Source organism: Actinosynnema sp. NPDC049800 (assembly GCF_040656635.1).
GTDB lineage: Bacteria > Actinomycetota > Actinomycetes > Mycobacteriales > Pseudonocardiaceae > Actinosynnema.
On record NZ_JBFAMT010000011.1, the window covers coordinates 150,223 to 168,391 of the forward strand.

Sequence of the window (18,169 nt, forward strand, 5' to 3'; positions counted from 1 at the left end):
ATCGATGTGGACCGTGGCGAAGATGTCGTCAGGCAGCTGTACGGCCGTTGGCGCGGCCCGCTGCACGGCTACGTCCTGCGTCTGGTCGGCGGTGACCACCAGCAGGCGGAGGACGTCGTCCAGGAGACGTTGCTGCGGGCGTGGCGGCACGTCGACGAGCTGACACCCGCCGACGCGGGCCCGTGGCTGTACACCGTGGCCAGGAACCTGGTCATCTCCGGCTTCCGCAAGCGCGGCGGCCGCAACAGCGAGGTGCAGATCGAACCGGGCGACCTGCCGCCGGTCGCGGACGAGGTGGAGCACGTCCTGCAGAGCTGGCAGGTCGCGGAGGTGCTGCGCGCGCTCAGCGCCGACCACCGCAACGTGGTGATCGAGCTGTACTACCGGCGGCGTTCGGTGGCTGAGGCGGCCGCGGTGCTGGGCATCCCGCCCGGCACGGTCAAGTCGCGCTGCTTCTACGCCCTGCGGGCGCTGCGGGACGCGTTGGAGGAGCGGGGGGTGACGGAGTCGTGAGCTGCGCGGAGACCGTGGCGCTCGGCGCCTACCTGCTCGGCTCGCTCGACCCGGCGGAGCGGTCGTCGTTCGAGCGGCACGTGCGCGGTTGCGCCGCCTGCCGGCGGGAGATGGTCCGGTTGGCCCCGCTGCCCGGGTTGCTCGGCCAGGTGCAGCTGTCGGACCTGGAGCTGCCGTTCGACGACCCCGCGCCCGATCCCGACCTGCGACCGCTGCCGCCCGCGCCCGAACCGGCGCACGTGCCCGCGGCGGGACGGCGGAGACGGTGGCCGGTGCTGGTCGGCGCCGCCGCGCTCGTCGTGCTCGTGGCGCTGGGCGTGCTCCTGGTGCCGCGGCTGACCGGGGACGACGCCGTGACGTGGCACGCCGCCGACGCCGCGTCCGGCGTGGTGGCCACCGCGGACCTCGTCGGCAAGTCGTGGGGGACCGAGCTGTGGATGAGCATCGAGAACATGCCCAAGGGCACGAGGTGCAAGCTGATCGTCCACGACCGGGCCGGGCGGACCGAGATCGGCGGCTGGTGGGGCACCGACCACGCCCCGGACGAGCGGATCCCCGGCGCCACGTCGTTCCCGGTCGGGGAGATCGAACGGCTCGACCTCGTGGTCGACATGTTGGTCCTGGTCTCGGTCCGGCCGTGATCGCGCAGGTCAGCGTGCCGCCGACTGGTTCGCGGCCCGCACGGGTACTCTGCCCCGCGTGCACCTCAAGAGCCTGACGCTGAAGGGGTTCAAGTCCTTCGCCTCGGCTACCACGCTGCGCTTCGAGCCGGGGATCACCTGCGTCGTCGGACCGAACGGCTCGGGCAAGTCGAACGTGCTCGACGCGCTGCGCTGGGTGATGGGCACGCAGGGCGCGAAGGACCTGCGCGGCGGCAAGATGGAGGACGTCATCTTCGCCGGCACGTCCGGCCGCGCGCCGCTGGGCCGCGCCGAGGTGACGCTGACCATCGACAACTCCGACGGCGCGCTGCCGATCGACTACGTCGAGGTGTCGATCACCCGCCGGATGTTCCGCGAGGGCGCCACCGAGTACGAGATCAACGGCAACTCCTGCCGGCTGATGGACATCCAGGAACTGCTCAGCGACTCCGGCATCGGCCGCGAGATGCACGTGATCGTCGGCCAGGGCCAGCTCGCCGCGATCCTGGAGTCCAAGCCCGAGGAGCGGCGCGCGTTCGTCGAGGAGGCCGCGGGCGTCCTGAAGCACCGCAAGCGCAAGGAGAAGGCGCTGCGGAAGCTGGAGGCGATGCAGGCGAACCTGACCCGCCTGACCGACCTCACCGCCGAGCTGCGCCGCCAGCTCAAGCCGTTGGGCAAGCAGGCCGAGATCGCGCGGCGCGCGCAGGTCGTGCAGTCGGAGCTGCGGGACGCGCGGATGCGCCTGCTGGCCGACGACCTGGTGACGCAGCGCGAGGCGTTGGCGCGCGAGGAGCAGGACGAGGCCGCCGCCCGCGCCCGCCGGGCCGAGGTGGAGAAGTCGCTGCAGCAGGCCCAGGTGCAGCAGAACGAGCTGGAGGACCAGGTCGCGGCCGACGCGCCGAAGCTCCAGCAGGCCCAGGACACCTGGTACCGGCTGTCGGCGTTGGAGGAACGCCTGCGCGGCACGGTGCGGCTGGCCGTGGAGCGGGAGCGGCACCTGTCGGCGGCGGTGGACGCGCCGCGCGGCGGGCGTGACCCGGACGAGCTGGACGCCGAGGCCGAGCAGACCGCGGAGCTGGAGCAGGAGCTCCAGGACGGCGTGACCGAGGCCCGGGTGGGGCTGGCGGAGGCCGTGGAGACGCGGGCCGAGCTGGAGCGCATGGTGTCCGCGGCGGAGAAGGCGCACCTGGCCGCGGTGCGGGCGATCGCCGACCGGCGCGAGGGCCTGGCCCGGCTGTCCGGTCAGGTGGAGGCGCTGCGGTCGAAGACGAGCGCGACCGCCGAGGAGATCGAGCGGATGTCGGTCGCGCTGGCCGAGGCGGTCGAGCGGTCGGAGGTCGTGCAGCAGGAGCTGGCCGAGGCCCGTGAGGTGACCGGGACCGAGGACGAGGACGACGTCGGGCTCGACGAGCGGCACCGGCTGGCGGTGGAGTCCGACGACGCCGCGCGCCGCCGGGTCGAGGAGCTGGTCAAGGCCGAGCGGACGGCCGAGCGGGACATCGCGTCGTGGAAGGCACGGGTGGACGCGCTGTCGCTGGGCCTGACCCGCAAGGACGGCGCGGGCGCGTTGCTGGCGTCGCGGCTGCCCGGGTTGCTGGGCTCGGTCGCGGCGCTGCTGACCGTGGAGCCGGGCGCGGAGGTCGCGCTGGCGGCGGCGCTGGGCCCGATCGCGGACGCGGTCGCGGTGGCGTCCGGCGCGGACGCGGTGGCGGCGCTGGAGCTGTTGAAGGAGCAGGACACCGGTCGGGCCGGGGTGCTGGTGGGCGGCGCGCCGGTGAGCGTCGACCGGTCCGGGTGGCCGTCGTTGCCGTCGGACGCGCGGTGGGCCGTGGACGTGGTGCAGGCGCCGGAGCCGCTGCGGCCCGCGTTGCACCGCGCGTTGGACCGGGTCGTGGTGGTGGACTCGCTGGCCACCGCGCGCGGGTTGGTGGAAGCGCACCCGTCGGTGCGCGCGGTGACCCGTGACGGCGACGTGCTCGGCGCGGACTGGGCGGTCGGCGGGTCCGGGCGCAGCCAGAGCGTCATCGAGGTCCAGGCCGCGGTGGACGAGGCTTCGGAGAAGCTGGCGCTGGCCGAGCGCGCGCTGGAGCAGTCCACGGCCGCTCTTGAGGGCGCACGGGCCGAGCAGCAGGCACGGCGTGCCGAGGTCGCCGCGGTGAAGGAGCAGCTCAACGAGGCCAAGGTGCGGCGCGCCCGGTCGTCGGAGCGGCTGAACCGGCTGGCCGCGGCGGTGCGCTCGGCCGAGGCCGAGGTGGAGCGCGTGCGGGCGCAGCGGGCGAAGGTCGAGGCGGCCCGCGAGGAGAACCTGCTCAAGCTCGGCGAGCTGGAAGAACGCCTGCTGGTGGCGGAGGAGCAGCCGCTGGACGACGAGCCGGACACGTCCCACCGCGACGAGATGGCGGCCGAGCTGGCCGCCGCGCGCCAGGGCGAGGTGGACGCCCGGCTGGCGTTGCGGACCGCCGAGGAGCGCGCCCGAGCGTTGCAGGGCAAGGCGGAGGGGCTGCGCCGGGCGGCGCGTGCCGAGCGCGAGGCGCGGGAACGCGCCCAGCGCGCCCACGCCGCCCGGGCCAGGGGCGCGGTCGTGGCGAAGGCCGTGGTGCGGGGCGGCGAGGTCGCGCTGGAGCGGATCGCCGCGTCGTTGGGCCGGGCGGCGCGGGAACGTGACGCGGCGCAGGAGCGCAAGGCGCGGCGCGAGACGTACCTGGCGCAGGTGCGCAACCTCGTCCGCGAGATGTCGGTGGAGCTGGAGAAGCTGACCGACGCCGTGCACCGCGACGAGGTGCTGCGGGCCGAGCAGCGGATGCGCATCGAGCAGCTGGAGACCAAGGTCGCCGAGGAGTTCGGCATCGGCCTGGAGGACCTGGTCGCCGAGTACGGCCCGGACGTGTTCATCCCGCCGTCGCAGCAGGAGGTGGCCGAGTACGAGGCGGCCAAGGAGCGCGGCGAAATGGTCACCGCGCCGCAGCCGATGCCGTACGACCGGGACACGCAGGCGCGGCGGGCCAAGCGCGCCGAGCGGGACCTGTCGCTGCTGGGCAAGGTCAACCCGCTGGCGCTGGAGGAGTTCGCGGCGCTGGAGGAGCGCTACAAGTTCCTGTCCAACCAGCTGGAGGACATCAAGGCGACGCGGCGCGACCTGCTGACCGTGGTGAAGGAGGTCGACGACAAGATCCTGGAGGTCTTCACGTCGGCCTACGAGGACGTCGCGCGCGAGTTCGAGGTCGTGTTCAAGGTGCTGTTCCCCGGTGGCGAGGGACGGCTGGTGCTGACCGAGCCGGACGACATGCTGACCACCGGCATCGAGCTGGAGGCCAGGCCGCCGGGCAAGAAGGTCAAGCGGCTGTCGCTGTTGTCGGGTGGCGAGAAGTCGCTGGCGGCGGTGGCCATGCTGGTCGCCATCTTCCGGGCGCGGCCGTCGCCGTTCTACGTGATGGACGAGGTCGAGGCGGCGTTGGACGACACCAACCTGCACCGGCTGATCAGCCTGTTCGAGCAGCTGCGCGAGCACTCGCAGCTGCTGATCATCACGCACCAGAAGCCGACGATGGAGATCGCCGACGCGCTGTACGGCGTCTCGATGCGCGGTGACGGCATCAGCCAGGTGATCTCCCAGCGCCTGCGGGGCGAGGACAAGCCGAAGCGCGCCAAGGCCGCACCGAAGGCCGCCGCGGCCATCGCCGCCGACGCCGCTGCGGACGTCGAGGTCGTGCCCGGTGACGCCGTCGACGTCGCTGGGGAAGCCGCCGCCGAGGACGCGCCGGTCGCCGAGGACGCGCCCGTCATCGAGCCCGGATCGACCTCGCCCGCCTAGGACCGGACCCGTAACGGGCGTTCCCCGGCGGTCGACTTCGTGATCAAGGGGAGTGCCCGGCCGCCGTGCGGCGGCCCGTGGGCGCGCGGTCACGAGGGGGTTCGATGCGTTGGTGGTCATGGGTGGGAGCGGTCCTGTCCGCGGTTCTGGTGACCGGGGTGCTGCTCCCCGCGGCGGCACGAGCGGGAGCCACGACGCCTTACGCGTTCGACGACCGGGCCTACACGCCGGTCACGCCGACGCGGGTCCTCGACACCCGTAGCGGCCTCGGCGCGCCGGCGGGCCCGGTCGGCCGGCAGGGTCGGGTCGACGTGCGGACGGCGGGGCGCGGCGGGGTGCCCGCCACGGGCGTGGCCGCGGTCGCGATCAACCTGACCGGCACCGAGCCGACCGCCACCACCCACGTGATCGCCTACCAGGCCGGTGACACCAGGCCGACGGCCAGCAACCTGAACCTGGTCGCCGGCCAGACCGCGCCCAACGCGGTGGTCGTCAAGCTCGGCGCGGACGGCTCGATCAGCCTCTACAACAACGACGGGTCGGTGCACCTGATCGTCGACGTGGTCGGCTGGTTCGCCCACGTCCCCGACTTCACCGCCACCCGGCCCGCGCGCCTGCTCGACACCCGCTCGGGCCTCGGCGCCCCGGCGGGCAAGGTGGGTCCGCGCGGCAGCGTCGACCTGGACGTGACCGGCGTGGGCGGTGTGCCCGCCGCGGGCATCGGCGCGGTGGTGGTCAACCTGACCGGGACGGAAGCCACCGAGGGCACGCACGTCATCACCCACGCGAAGGGCACCCCGAGGCCGTCGACCAGCACCCTCAACGTGGTCGCCGGGCAGACCGTGCCGAACCTGGCGGTCGTCGAGGTCGGTGCGGACGGCAGCATCAGCCTCTACAACAACGCGGGTTCGATCCACCTCTTGGTCGACGTCGTCGGCTGGTTCGCGATCGGCGCGGACTACGGCGGTGTCGCGCCGACCCGCCTCTTCGACAGCCGCACCGATCACCCCGTCCGGGAGGTCGGGGGCGTGGACGTCGAGGTCGCCGGTCAGGGCGGTGTGCCCGCGGTGGGCGTGGGCGCGGTCGTGCTCAACGTGACCGCGACCGAGGCGAACCGCAGCACCTACGTGACCGCGGCTCCGGTGGAGAATCCCTTCCCGCGGATCAGCAACGTGAACGTCGAGCCGGGGCAGACCGCGTCGAACCTGGTGGTCGTCGAGCTCGGCCCCTCGGGCCGGGTGCACCTGCACTCCTGGAAGAGCGACGTCCACCTCGTCGTCGACGTCGTCGGGTGGTTGTCGGTCGGCGTCACCGCCGCGGTCGACAAGCCGGACGGGACCGAGATCATCGCGCCCTCGCGCGTGACCGCCGTGTCCGGCGCGGACGTCACGCTGACCGGTGCGCCGCCCGCCGCGGGCACCGTCGTGTTCGTCGCGCCCGGCTCGGCGACCACCGGCCGCGGCCTGCTCGGCCGGGTCACCGGGGCGACCGCCGGCGACGGCGTCACCACGGTCCACACCCAGCCGGTGATGATCACCGAGGCCTTCCCGTCCGGGCGGGTGGCGGGCAGCGTCGACACCCGGTCCCTGATGCCCGACGCCCTGCCGTCACCGGCGAAGGTGCTCGCCGGCCCGGCGATCGTCGCCGGTCCCGGAGGCCGGGTCCGGGTCACCGCGCGCGACCTCGTCGCGCAGTGCCAGGAAGGTACAGGGGAGGCCGACGCCGACCTGTCGGTCCACGCCCGGGCCCTCGTCCACGCCGAATGGGGCGCCGACGGCGTCCGGAGCGTGCGGACGGCCTTCGAGTTCGACCTCGACGGCTCGCTCACCGCGGTCGTGGCCGGGCACGCCGCGCCCACGACGGCGTGCCGGTTCGAGGTGGGCCCCGACATCCCGCTCGGCACGATCTGGGGCTTCACCCCCAGCGCGCGCAACGTGCTGGACGTGCGGTTGTCGGGCGGCGTCCCGGAGACGGTCGACGTCAGCGGGCACGTCCGGGTCGGTGCGCACCACGTGCGCGGCAGTGACGTCCAGTGGCTCCACGACGGCGACGTGCGGGGTACGCGGACCACGGCCACCATCGCCGTGGACGGCAGCGTGGAGGTGCTCTTCGCGCCGCGCGGATCCATGGCGTTCGGCTCCGTCGCCGGACCGTCGTTCGTCGGCGGCATGTACGCCGACTCGACCACGTCGGTCATCGGCGACCCGTGGTGGTACAGCGTGTTCGGGGTGCGGGCAGCGGCGGACTTCGACGTCGACGGCTGGTTCCCCGTCGCGCCCGCCACGCTCCCGGTGTCGCGGGGCCCGTGGACCGACTCCTACAACAACTACGGGTTCTGGCCCGGACCGCGCATGGTGTCCGGTCCGCTGAAACCGGCCGTGGTCGGCGCCGGCTACGTCTCGTCCCTGAACCTCAGGACCGGCCAAAGCGCGACCGTGGGCCCGAGCGTCGTCGAGGGCGCCCTCCCACCGGGCCTGCTCATGATGCCGGAGACGGGCGTGCTGCGCGGCACCCCCACCGCCGCCGGCGAGTACAGGTTCACCGTGGAAGCCGGTGACGTCAGGGGGCACCGGGTGCGGGCCACGTTCACCCTGCCGGTGAACCCGGCGTAGGCGGGCGACTTCGAGGACCGGCTCCGGGCGCGCGTCGAGGACGGGCGCCCGGAGCCGGTCGCGTGATGGCCTGGTTGCCCGAGCACCGCGAGGTGTGGCGGGAGCGGGCTCTGGCGCGGCGGCGAGGGCCGGGCGTCGCCGACCTCCGAACGGCGGCTGACGGCGTCGGTGGAAGGGCCCGGCCTCAGCGGTCGTCGAGGCGCTTGGCCTCTTCCGGGGTCGGCGCGGCGCCGCCGAGGTGGGCCGGTTGCCACCACTGGCCCTCGCCCGACTCCGGGTAACGGGCCTGGGCGTCGTCCAGCAGGTCCTGCATCCGCTCGCGCAGCGCGGCGTCCGTGGTCGGCTCCACCGGCTCGCCGACGATGATCGTGATCGGCACGTGCCGCTGGGTCAGCGACTTCGGCCTGCCCTTCGTCCATAGGCGTTGCGTGCCCCACACCGCCGTCGGCAGCAACGGCACACCGGCCTCGGCCGCCAGCCGCACCGCGCCGCTCTTCACGTCCTTGACCGTGAACGACCGGCTGATCGTGGCCTCGGGGAAGATCCCCACGACCTCACCGGACCGCAGCGCGTCCAGCGCCTGCTGGTAGGACGCCTGGCCGGCGGCCCGGTCCACCGGGATGTGGTGCATCCCGCGCATGAGCGGGCCGGACACGCGGTGCTTGAACACCTCGTGCTTGGCCATGAACCGGACCAACCTGCGCGCGGGCAGCGCGCCGTAGCCGGCGAAGATGAAATCGAGGTAGGAGACGTGGTTCGAGGCCAGCACGGCCCCGCCGGTGGTCGGCACGTGCTCCGCGCCCTCCACGGTGATCCGCATGTCGAGCACGCGGAACATCAGTTTGGCCGCGGCGATCACCGGCGGGTACACGCGATCTGGCATGAACCCCAGCGTACGTTACTCGTCAGTAGTGCGATCGTGTTCGCGCACCACCCGTGGAACGCCGGCCAGGTCCTCCTCATTGCACAGCAGCTTGAGGGCGTAGTACGGCGAACCCTTGGTGTCGTCGTAGTCCAGGTGGACCGCGATCACGTCGACCGCTTCACCGAGCCAGTCCTGTGTCTGCCGCAGCCAGGAGGCCGCGCGCTCCAACGCGCTCGGCAGGTCGTCGTCGCGGAACTCGACCGGCCGATAGGGGACCTCCTGCACGGTGTCCCGCTGGTTGGCAGGCATCGGTAGGTCTACCGCCACCCCGCTGTCGTTGAGTTCGAGTTGGATCGTTTCCTCGCTCACGCTCCCAGGGTTCCCCAACGCGAAACGCGCGGCAATAGATGTCGGTCATCCGAGGCTGACCGGCAACTCGGCCAGGCCGCTGACCAGGACCCTCCGCCAGGCCAGCTCCTCGACCGGTCGGGCCGCCCGCAGCCCCGGGAACCGCCGCAGCAGCACCAGCAGCGCCTCCTGGAGCTCGATCCGCGCCAACTGCGCGCCGAGGCAGAAGTGCGGGCCGATCCCGAGCGCCAGGTGCTGGTTGGGCGTGCGCGCGAGGTCCAGCGCGTCCGGCTCGGCGAACGCGCGCGGGTCGCGGTTGGCCGAGCCGATGGACGCCATCACGCCCTCGCCCGCCCGCACGAGCACGCCCGCGACCTCCACGTCCTCCAGCGCCATCCGCAGCTGCCCGACCTCGCTGAGCCGGGTGAACCTCATCAGCTCCTCGACCGCGCTCGGCACCAGCGCCGGATCGCCGAGCAGCCGTTCCCACTGCGACCGGTCGCGCAGCAGGGTGGCGACGAAGCTGGTGATCTGGTTGGCCGACGTCTCGTGCCCCGCGACCAGCAGGTTCAACGCGAACGCGACCAGCTCGTCGTGCGTCAGCGACGTCGCGCACAGCTCGTCGAGCAGGTCGTCCGACCTCGGCTCCCGCCGTTTCGCCGCGACCAGGTCGCCCATGTACGCCAACAGGCTCTCCATCGCCGCCTCTACCCGCGGCCGCTCGGCCATCTCCAGGCTGTACGCCAGCTCGATCCACTCCCGGAACCGCTCGCGGTCCTCGTAGGGCACGCCGAGCAGCGTGCAGATGACCTGGATCGGCAACGGCAGCGCGTACACCTGCCGCAGGTCGGCGCCGTCCACCACGTCGTCGGCGAGCCGTTCGCACAGCTCGCGCACCCACGGCCGGGTCCGCGAGATCGTCCGGTGCGAGAACGCGCCGGACACGAGCTTGCGCAGCCGGGTGTGCTCGGGCGGGTCGGTGGTCGGCAGGGTGCCGGGCAGCGGCCGGGACACGCCGACCCTGGGCGCGCCCGCCGCCACCACGCCCGCCCGGGAGAACCTCGGGTCGGCCAGCACCAGCTTCACGTCGTCGTAGCGGGTGACCAGCCACACCTCGGCGCCCGCGAGCGTGCGGACCCGGACCACCGGCGACTCGTCCCGCAGCCGCGCCCACGTCGGCGAGGGGTCGAAGGCGAAGGCGTCGGCGAAGGGGATGTCGAGGACGTCATCCGTCATGACCTCGACGCTAGGAGCCGAGGGGAGCGCAGTGCCAGCGCCATCCGGTGCGCTTCGGCAGGTCGTCGAGCGGCACGCGGCCGTTCGCCCACAGCAGCGTCCGCGCCGGGTCGCCGCCGGTCGGCGCCTCGGGGAACATCCGGACCAGCACCTTCCGCGCGAGGTCGGGCGGGATCGCGAACTCGCACCCGAGGCCGCGGGCCGCGTCGTGGGTGTGCACCAGCATCTCGTCGCACCCCATGCCGGCGAACCCCGCCGCGTCCGCCAGGCCCCACGGGTGCCAGCCCAGGGCGTCCGCCGGTGTCGCGTCGACCACCGCCGCCAGCACCGCCGCGAACGACCGCAGCGTGCGCACCAGGTCGGCGGGCGAGGAGTCGGGTCGCACTCCCACCTCGGCCGTGCTCAGCTCGACGGGTCCGGCGGCGAGGTCCGCGGCGTACCAGAGCAGGCAGTCGCAGGCGTGGGCGACGGTCTGCGCGACCGTCCAGTCCATGCCCGGCACGGCCACCGCCCAGTCCCGATCCGCCACGCCGTCGAGGAACGCCGCGCACCGCTCGGCGACCTCCATCACGTCCCGCCCGTCCACCACCGAAAACTCCCTCGCGTCGAGCCGACCTCGCGGGTGACCATTCCAGACATGTACGACATCCGTCCCGCCGCCCAGGACGACCTGGACGCCGTCCTCGCGCTGGTCCTGCGGTTGCAGGCCGACGACGCGCACCACATCGGCTACCTCGGCGAGACGCTCGGCGACATCTCCGCGGAGCTGGCCGAGTTCGAGCCGGACTGGGCCGCGTGCACCGTGGTCGCCACCGACGACTCGGGCTGGGTCGTCGGCGCGCTCAGCGTCGAGGTCGACGCCGAGTCCGGCCGCGCCTACCTGCACGGACCGTTCGTCGACGTGCCGGTCAACCACCCGGCGGGCAGCCGGATCTGGGACCAGACCGCCGACGCGCTCTACTCGGCGGCCCTACCGCTGCTCGACGGCGTCACCGACCGCGAGCTGCTCGGCCACACCGGGCACCGGCGGCTGGCCGCGTTCGCCGAGCGGCACCGCTTCGCCGCCGCGCGGGCGTGCGGCATCCACGTCCTCGACGGCGACGGCCTGCGCGGCCTGCTGCTGCGCGAGGCGAGCTGCCCGCGCACCGGCCCGGCCCGCGAGATGCGGGTCCTGCCGACCGACCGCGCCGTGCACGAGGCGGTGGCCGTGCTGCACGAGCGGTGCTTCCCCAAGACCTACCTGTCCGGGCGCAAACTCGTGGACGCCGCCCGACGGCACACCGTGGTGGTGGCCATGGACGGCGACCGCGTGCTCGGCTACGCCTCGGGCAAGGCCGAGCCGAGCGAGTTCTACCTGGACTTCGTGGCCGTGGAACCGGACGTGCGCGGGCAGGGCGTCGGCGCGGCGCTGGTCACCGAGCTGGTCTGGAAGCTGGCGGAGAAGTCCGGGGCACGACCGCAGGCCGCCGCCGCGATACTGGCCGGCAACCGCTCCTCCCAACGGCTCTTCGACCGGCTCGGCTTCCGCCTCCACCTCGAACTCGTCGCCTACCGCGCCAACGCCGCCTGAGCGCCGACCAGGGCGGACTAGGACGCCTTGGCCGACACCACGTCGCCCTGCACGTCCGGCGGCTGGTAACCCTTGTGCCGCAACGACATCAAGCCGCCCACGACCAACGTCACCAGCACCCCGAGCACCGTGTACCAGGGGTAGGCCAGCGACACGATCTTCTGCGCGGGCGCCGCCGGCGAGAAGTCGATCGCCAGGGTCGCCTCCGGCCCGACGAACTTCACGCCCAGGATCACGAAGGCCATCACGACCACCGTGACGACGAACGCGACGATCGCGTCGAGCTCCTTGGCCTTGCGGAACACCAGCCCGAGCAGGAACGCGCCGAGCAGCGCGCCGTAGGTGAACCCGGCGATCGACAGGCCCTGCTCCACGATCGGGTTGCCGCGGCGGGTGAGCGTGGCGAACAGCCCGGCGCACACGATCAGCAGCCCGGCCCAGACCACCGTCCAGATCCGACCCTGCTTGAACACCTCCGCCTCGCTCATCGGCCGCCGCACCACGCGCTGCACGATGTCCGTCACGGTCGAGGAGGCCAGCGCGCCCAACGACGACGACAGCGCCGCCGCCAGGATGCCCGCGATCACGAACCCGGACAGGCCCGACGGCATGTCGTTGACGATGAAGTTGGCGAACAGCTCGTCGTTGTTGTTGAGCCCGAGGTCCTTGACCGGGTTGGCCGCCTTGTAGAACGCCCACAGCATCACGCCGATGAACAGGAACAGCGCGAACTGGAGGAACACCACGACACCGCTGGCGATCAACGCCTTCTGCGCCGAGCGCACGTCCTTCGTGGCCATCAGCCGCTGCACGATGAGCTGGTCCGCGCCGTGCGAGGCCATGGACAGCACCGCGCCGCCGATGAACGCGACGACGATCGCGTAGGGCGAGGTGAACGCGCTGGCGTTGAAGTCGAGGACCTGGAACTTGCCCGCGTCGGCGGCACTGGCGAACCACCCGTCGGGCAGCTTGCCGTTCAGCACCAGGATCACCGCGAACGCGCCGACGACGTACCAGAGCATCTGGATCGCGTCGACCCACACCACGGCCCGCACGCCGCCGAGGAAGCTGTAGACGACCATCGCGACGCCGAGCGCCGCCACGATCACCCAGTACGACACGTCCACGCCGTACGCGACGAGCACGACCTTGATCGGGATGGCGGTGGCGAACAGCCGCAGGCCGTCCGCCAGCAGCCGGGTGACGAGGAACGTCAGCGAGGCCGTGCTCTGGATGTTGCGCCCGAACCGCTTGCCGAGGAAGCCGTACGCGGTGATCAGCTCGCCCGCGATGTACTTCGGCAGCAGCACGAACGACACCACGATCCGGCCGATCAGGTAGCCGATGGCCAGCGACAGGAACGTCATCGTCCCCAGGTAGGCGACCGTCGGCACGCTCAGCACGGTCAGCGTGGACGTCTCCGCCGACACCACCGACACGCACACGACCCACCACGAGATGCGGCGCTCGCTGACGAAGTAGTCGGTGGCGGAGCGCTGGCGCCCGGCGATCCACACGCCCAGCAGCGGCATGCCCACCAGGAACAGCACGATGATGCCGACATCAAGTGCGCGCATGGCCTCTCCCATCCGACTGCCTCTCACGGCGGCCGATCGTCAATCCCGTCACGGCGGTGATCACGGGCTCGGGCAGGCGCAGCGGGTAGCGGCCGGGGGTGATCGACCCCAGCGGGCGCGGGCCGGCGGCGCCGGTGGCGGACGGCACGTTCGCGGGCAGGCCGTGCCAGGTCAGGAAGCCGAGCAGGGCGGCGAGGTAGGCCTCCTTGCCCGCGGCGGGCAGCCCCAGCTCGTCGCTCGTGCGCAGGTCCACGAGCCGTCCCAACGACTCGACCAGCACGGGGTTGCGCATCCCGCCGCCGGAGCCGATGACGGTGCCCTCGCACTCGGCGGCGATCGTGCGCGCGGTGAGCTCGGTCAGCGTGGCCAGCAGGTCCTCGGCGGGCATGGTCAGGCCCTCGGTGACGCGGTCCAGGTAGGCGCGGTTGAAGTGCTCCTTGCCGGTCGACTTGGGCGCGGGGAGGCCGTAGTACGGGTCGGCCAGCAGGCGGTCGAGCAGCTCGGCGCGCACCCGGCCGCGACCGGCGAACTCGCCGTCGGTGTCCTGGTTCCGCAGGCCGCCGGACAGGACGGTCATCGCGGCGTCCATCAGCGCGTTGCCCGGTCCGGTGTCGTAGGCGATCACACCTTCGGGCGAAACCTTGGTGACGTTGGCGATGCCGCCGATGTTCAACGCGGTCGCCGGCCCGTCGAAGTCGGCCAGCCACAGCGCGTCCAGGGTGCTCGCCAGCGGCGCGCCGTGACCGCCCGCGGCGACGTCGCGGACCCGCAGGTCGGAGACGACCGGCAGGCCGGTGGCTTCGGCTATCCACGCGGGCTGGCCGAGCTGGAGCGTGCCGAGGCAGCGGCCGTCCTCGACCCAGTGGTGCACGGTCTGGCCCAGCGACGACACCAGGTCGCCCTCGTACCGGGCGGCGACCTCGGCGAACGCCTGGCCGAGCCGGGTGTCGAGCGCGCACAGCTCGGCGGCGCTGGTCGGCGGCCTGCGCAGGTCCTCCGGGAACGGGTGCTCGGCGTGCTCGACCGGGGTCAGCACGACCGTGCGGCCGGCCAGGGACAGGTCGGCGACGGCCACGTCGATGGCGTCCATCGACGTGCCCGAGATGAGCCCGATCACCTTCACGCCCTGTGGTCTATTCCACACTGCACGCTCGCGCAAGAGTGTTCGTTGGAAAGTTGCCTGAAATCAACCTGGTTCGTCGATCGCCAACATATGGTGGCGTGCGAGGATTGCGCCGTGTCCACCACGTCCCTGATCTGGATCATCGTCGTCGTCGCGGCCCTGCTCGCGGTCGCCCTCGTGACGGGCGTCGTGCTGGCGCGGCGCCGGCGGATCAGCCTCACCGAGCCCGAGCAGGACAAGCAGGACAAGCCGGCCAAGGGCGGTTACCAGGCCGGCGGCGCCATCACGTTCAACGCGACCGCGCCGCCGGTGGCGGAACCGACCAGGCCGGCCGAGCCCGTGGAGCGCGCCGGCGCGTCGCCCGCTGCCACGCCCGCTCCCGTCGAGCACCCGGTCGCCGAGCGGACCGAGGTCGACGGCCAGCCCGGCGTCGGTGACGACGCGGCGGTGCCGCGCGACTCGGTCAAGCGCGGGTTCGTCGAGGTCGAGCTGCCCGAAGAGGCTTCCGAGATCGAGGAGATCGAGCCGACCTCCGGTCGGTTGGAGCGCCTGCGCGGACGGCTGTCGCGGTCGCGGTCGACGTTCGGGCAGAGCCTGCTGGGGCTGCTCGGCGCGGGTGACCTGGACGAGGACTCGTGGACGGACATCGAGGACACGCTGCTGATGGCGGACCTCGGCGCGGCGATCACGGACCAGATCGTGACGGCGCTGCGCGAGCAGATCGTGGCGCGTGGCGTGCGCACGTCCGAGGACGCGCGGGCGTTGCTGCGGGACGTGCTGGTCGACGCGCTGCACCCGGAGATGGTTCGCGCGGTGAACGCGCTGCCGCACGCCGACGGCGCGTCCGGGCCGAAGCCCGCCGTGGTGCTGGTGGTGGGCGTGAACGGCGTGGGCAAGACCACGACGACGGGCAAGCTGGCCCGGGTGCTGGTGGCCGACGGCCGCACGGTGCTGCTGGGCGCGGCGGACACCTTCCGCGCGGCGGCGGCCGATCAGCTGGAGACGTGGGGTTCGCGCGTGGGCGCGTCGACCGTGCGGGGGGCCGAGGGCGCGGACCCGGCTTCGGTGGCGTTCGAGGCGGTCAAGCGCGGCGTCGTCGACGGCGTGGACACCGTGCTGATCGACACGGCGGGCCGGCTGCACACCAAGACCGGCCTGATGGACGAGCTGGGCAAGGTCAAGCGCGTGGTGGAGAAGCAGGCGGAGGTGGACGAGGTGCTCCTCGTGCTCGACGCCACCACCGGGCAGAACGGCCTGACCCAGGCGCGGGTGTTCGCCGAGGTGGTCGACGTGACCGGCATCGTGCTGACCAAGCTGGACGGCACCGCCAAGGGCGGCATCGTGTTCCAGGTCCAACGCGAGCTGGGCGTGCCCGTGAAGCTCGTGGGCCTCGGCGAGGGCGCCGACCACCTGGCCCCCTTCGAACCGACCGCCTTCGTCGACGCCCTCCTCAACTGATCCCGCGCGTCCTACCTCCGGACCGCGCGCGTTCCGGGGTGGGTCAGGTGGGGGAGCTGGTGGAGAGGCGGGTGGCGGTGGCCAGGACTTCCGGGATGATCCGGGGCAGCGAGTCCTTGGTCAGGCGGCTGTCGGGGCCCGAGACGGAGACGGCGGCCAGGGTCGGTGCGCCGTGCAGCGGAACGGCGACGCAGCGCACGCCCAGCTCCTGCTCGCTCTCGTCCAGCGCGTAGCCCTGTTCGGCGATCTGGTCCAACGACGCCAGCAGCACGTCCGGGTCCGTGATGGTGTTCGGCGTGTACGCGGGCAGGCCGGTGCGGGCCAGCAGGGCGCGCACCTCGTCGCGCGGCAGCTGCGACAGCATCGCCTTGCCCACGCCCGTGCCGTGCGGCAGCAGCCGCCGACCCACCTCGGTGAACATCCGCATCGAGTGCCGTGACGGCACCTGCGCCACGTACACCACCTCGTCACCGTCCAGCACGGCCAGGTTCGCGGTCTCCTCCACCTGGTCCACCAACTGCGCCAGCAACGGCCGCGCCCACGTGCCGAACTGCCGCGACGCGCTCTCGCCGAGCCGGATCAGCCGGGACCCGAGCGTGTACCGGCGGTTGCTGTTCTGCCGCACGTACCCCAGCGTGACAAGGGTGCGGATCAGCCGGTGGATGGTCGGCAGCGGCAGGCCGGAGGTGGCGGCGAGCTCGGACAGGCTCGCCTCGCCACCCGCGTCGGCCAGGCGTTCCAGCAGGTCGAAGGCGCGTTGGAGCGACTGGACGCCGCCCGTGGACTCTCGTGCCACCGACACCACTCCTTCGTTGCCGTTCCGCGTGGTGAAAACTATAGTCCGCGAAGTAGAAACCGACTCGGAACGAGGTGGGCTTCCATGTCCGGTGTTCGCGTCCTCGGTGGCGAAGTCGAGCGCGGGGACGAGATCCTCACGCCGGACGCGCTGGAGTTCGTGGCCGAGCTGCACCGCGCGTTCGCGCTCGAGCACGCCGCCCTGATGCGCCGCCGCGCGGACCGCCGCCCGCTGGGCTTCCTGCCGGAGACGAAGGCGATCCGCGACGGTGACTGGCGGGTCGCCGAGGCGCCCGAGCCGCTGCGCGACCGGCGGGTGGAGATCACCGGCCCGACCGAGCGCAAGATGACCGTCAACGCGCTGAACTCCGGCGCGAAGGTCTGGCTGGCCGACCTGGAGGACGCCAACACCCCGCACTGGCACAACGTCGTCTCCGGCCAGGTCAACCTCTACGACGCGGCCCGCGGCACGGTCGAGCACACCTCGCCGGAGGGCAAGCACTACACCCTGCGCGACGACGTGGCCCGGCCGACGATCGTGGTCCGCCCCCGCGGCTGGCACCTGCCCGAGCGGCACGTCGAGGTCGACGGCAGGCCCGCCATCGGCGCGCTGGTCGACTTCGGCCTGCACTTCTTCCACAACGCCGAACTCGGCCGGCCGTACTACTACCTGCCGAAGATGGAGAGCCACCTCGAAGCCCGGCTCTGGAACGACGTCTTCACCGCCGCCCAGCGCCGGCTCGGCGTCCCGCACGGCACGATCCGCGCGACCGTGCTGATCGAGACGATCCCCGCCGCGTTCGAGATGGACGAGATCCTCTACGAGCTGCGCGAGCACGCGTCCGGCCTGAACGCGGGCCGCTGGGACTACCTGTTCAGCGTCATCAAGTACTTCCGCGACGCCGGCCGGGACTTCGTGCTGCCCGACCGCAACAGCATCACGATGACCGTGCCGTTCATGCGCGCCTACACCGAACTGCTGGTGCGCACCTGCCACAAGCGCGGCGCGTTCGCGATGGGCGGCATGGCGGCGTTCATCCCGAACCGGCGCGACCCGGAGGTCACCCGCGCGGCGCTGGCGAAGGTGCGCGACGACAAGCGGCGCGAGGCGGGCGACGGGTTCGACGGCTCGTGGGTGGCGCACCCCGACCTGGTGCCGGTGTGCGCGGAGATCTTCGACCAGAAATTCTCCGACAAGCCCAACCAGCTCGACGAGCTGCGGCCCGAGGTGTCCGTCACCGCCGAGCAGCTGCTGGACTTCAAGTCGGCCGGCGGCGGCGCGACGCGCGCGGGCGTGGAGTCCGCCGTGGACGTCGGCGTGCGGTACCTGCTGTCCTGGCTGGGCGGCAACGGCGCGGCGGCCATCCACAACCTGATGGAGGACGCCGCCACCGCCGAGATCTCCCGCTCGCAGCTGTGGCAGTGGGTGCACAACGACGTCGTGCTGGACGACGGAACGCCCGTCACCGCCGAGCTGGTCCGCACCGTGCTCGCGCAGGTGCGGGACAAGCTCGAGGGCGAGCACCTCGACCTGGCCGTGGAGCTGTTCGAGCAGGTCGCGCTGTCCGACGAGTTCGTGGACTTCCTGACCCTGCCCGCCTACGAGCGGATCGGCTGACG

General features: G+C 72.6%; 14 protein-coding genes. 7 read left to right on the forward strand and 7 right to left on the reverse strand.

What is annotated here, in order from left to right; translation table 11 throughout:
* Nucleotides 1-6 precede the first annotated feature (6 nt).
* From AB0I91_RS16270 to AB0I91_RS16285, 4 genes are all read left to right on the forward strand, one after another.
* The gene (locus AB0I91_RS16270) at nt 7-513 is read left to right on the forward strand and encodes a sigma-70 family RNA polymerase sigma factor (protein ID WP_498774713.1); all 507 of its coding nucleotides are present in this window, start codon (nt 7-9) and stop codon (nt 511-513) included.
* Nucleotides 510-1,154 (forward strand): anti-sigma factor family protein, encoded by a 645-nt coding sequence (locus tag AB0I91_RS16275; protein ID WP_499637330.1) that lies wholly within the window; start codon nt 510-512, stop codon nt 1,152-1,154. Before AB0I91_RS16270 ends, AB0I91_RS16275 begins: the two co-directional genes overlap by 4 nt.
* Before the next feature lie 58 nt (nt 1,155-1,212).
* Nucleotides 1,213-4,965, forward strand: coding sequence for a chromosome segregation protein SMC (gene smc, locus AB0I91_RS16280; protein ID WP_499637331.1), 3,753 nt, complete (start codon nt 1,213-1,215; stop codon nt 4,963-4,965).
* Between the two features lie 122 nt (nt 4,966-5,087).
* Nucleotides 5,088-7,577: an Ig domain-containing protein gene (locus tag AB0I91_RS16285; RefSeq protein WP_499637333.1), complete on the forward strand. Its 2,490-nt coding sequence runs from the start codon at nt 5,088-5,090 to the stop codon at nt 7,575-7,577.
* Nucleotides 7,578-7,761: 184 nt separating this feature from the next.
* Here AB0I91_RS16285 and AB0I91_RS16290 read toward each other — a convergent pair whose 3' ends face one another.
* Genes AB0I91_RS16290 through AB0I91_RS16305 form a run of 4 tightly spaced genes read right to left on the reverse strand, consistent with a single transcriptional unit; the run spans nt 7,762 to nt 10,615 of the window.
* On the reverse strand, nt 7,762-8,460 hold the full coding sequence (locus tag AB0I91_RS16290; RefSeq protein ID WP_498774705.1) for a lysophospholipid acyltransferase family protein: 699 nt from the start codon (nt 8,458-8,460) through the stop codon (nt 7,762-7,764).
* Nucleotides 8,461-8,475: 15 nt separating this feature from the next.
* Complete coding sequence (locus AB0I91_RS16295) at nt 8,476-8,811, reverse strand: hypothetical protein (RefSeq protein ID WP_053720469.1); 336 nt, start codon at nt 8,809-8,811, stop codon at nt 8,476-8,478.
* 45 nt (nt 8,812-8,856) lie between these two features.
* Complete coding sequence (locus AB0I91_RS16300) at nt 8,857-10,026, reverse strand: cytochrome P450 (RefSeq protein WP_499637335.1); 1,170 nt, start codon at nt 10,024-10,026, stop codon at nt 8,857-8,859.
* 10 nt (nt 10,027-10,036) lie between these two features.
* Nucleotides 10,037-10,615, reverse strand: a complete 579-nt coding sequence (locus AB0I91_RS16305) for a maleylpyruvate isomerase family mycothiol-dependent enzyme (protein ID WP_498774701.1) — start codon at nt 10,613-10,615, stop codon at nt 10,037-10,039.
* A gap of 48 nt (nt 10,616-10,663) precedes the next feature.
* On the opposite strand from AB0I91_RS16305, the gene AB0I91_RS16310 reads away from it, so the two are divergent.
* Nucleotides 10,664-11,596: a GNAT family N-acetyltransferase gene (locus AB0I91_RS16310; protein WP_498774699.1), complete on the forward strand. Its 933-nt coding sequence runs from the start codon at nt 10,664-10,666 to the stop codon at nt 11,594-11,596.
* Nucleotides 11,597-11,613: 17 nt separating this feature from the next.
* Here AB0I91_RS16310 and AB0I91_RS16315 read toward each other — a convergent pair whose 3' ends face one another.
* Nucleotides 11,614-13,173 carry a sodium:solute symporter gene (locus tag AB0I91_RS16315; RefSeq protein WP_498774697.1) on the reverse strand — a complete coding sequence of 520 codons (1,560 nt, stop codon included), beginning with the start codon at nt 13,171-13,173 and terminating at the stop codon, nt 11,614-11,616.
* Complete coding sequence (locus AB0I91_RS16320; RefSeq protein WP_498774695.1) at nt 13,160-14,296, reverse strand: anhydro-N-acetylmuramic acid kinase; 1,137 nt, start codon at nt 14,294-14,296, stop codon at nt 13,160-13,162. Before AB0I91_RS16320 ends, AB0I91_RS16315 begins: the two co-directional genes overlap by 14 nt.
* Before the next feature lie 114 nt (nt 14,297-14,410).
* Between AB0I91_RS16320 and ftsY the strand changes: the two genes are divergently transcribed.
* A complete protein-coding gene (gene ftsY / locus AB0I91_RS16325; protein WP_499637337.1) occupies nt 14,411-15,754 on the forward strand; it encodes a signal recognition particle-docking protein FtsY in 1,344 nt (447 codons plus the stop codon).
* A 43-nt stretch (nt 15,755-15,797) separates the two neighbouring features.
* Here ftsY and AB0I91_RS16330 read toward each other — a convergent pair whose 3' ends face one another.
* The gene (locus tag AB0I91_RS16330) at nt 15,798-16,550 is read right to left on the reverse strand and encodes an IclR family transcriptional regulator (RefSeq protein WP_498774691.1); all 753 of its coding nucleotides are present in this window, start codon (nt 16,548-16,550) and stop codon (nt 15,798-15,800) included.
* Between the two features lie 84 nt (nt 16,551-16,634).
* Here AB0I91_RS16330 and aceB point away from each other — a divergent pair, with 84 nt between their 5' ends.
* Nucleotides 16,635-18,167, forward strand: a complete 1,533-nt coding sequence (aceB, locus tag AB0I91_RS16335) for a malate synthase A (RefSeq protein WP_498774689.1) — start codon at nt 16,635-16,637, stop codon at nt 18,165-18,167.
* Nucleotides 18,168-18,169: the final 2 nt, after the last annotated feature.

Excerpts from the sequence above, each read along its gene's own strand:
- AB0I91_RS16310 (WP_498774699.1), top strand. The coding sequence starts at position 10,664 with ATGTACGACATCCGTCCCGCCGCCCAGGACGACCTGGACGCCGTCCTC.
- AB0I91_RS16300 (WP_499637335.1), bottom strand. The coding sequence starts at position 10,026 with ATGACGGATGACGTCCTCGACATCCCCTTCGCCGACGCCTTCGCCTTC.
- aceB (WP_498774689.1), top strand. The coding sequence starts at position 16,635 with ATGTCCGGTGTTCGCGTCCTCGGTGGCGAAGTCGAGCGCGGGGACGAG.
- AB0I91_RS16315 (WP_498774697.1), bottom strand. The coding sequence starts at position 13,173 with ATGCGCGCACTTGATGTCGGCATCATCGTGCTGTTCCTGGTGGGCATG.
- AB0I91_RS16290 (WP_498774705.1), bottom strand. The coding sequence starts at position 8,460 with ATGCCAGATCGCGTGTACCCGCCGGTGATCGCCGCGGCCAAACTGATG.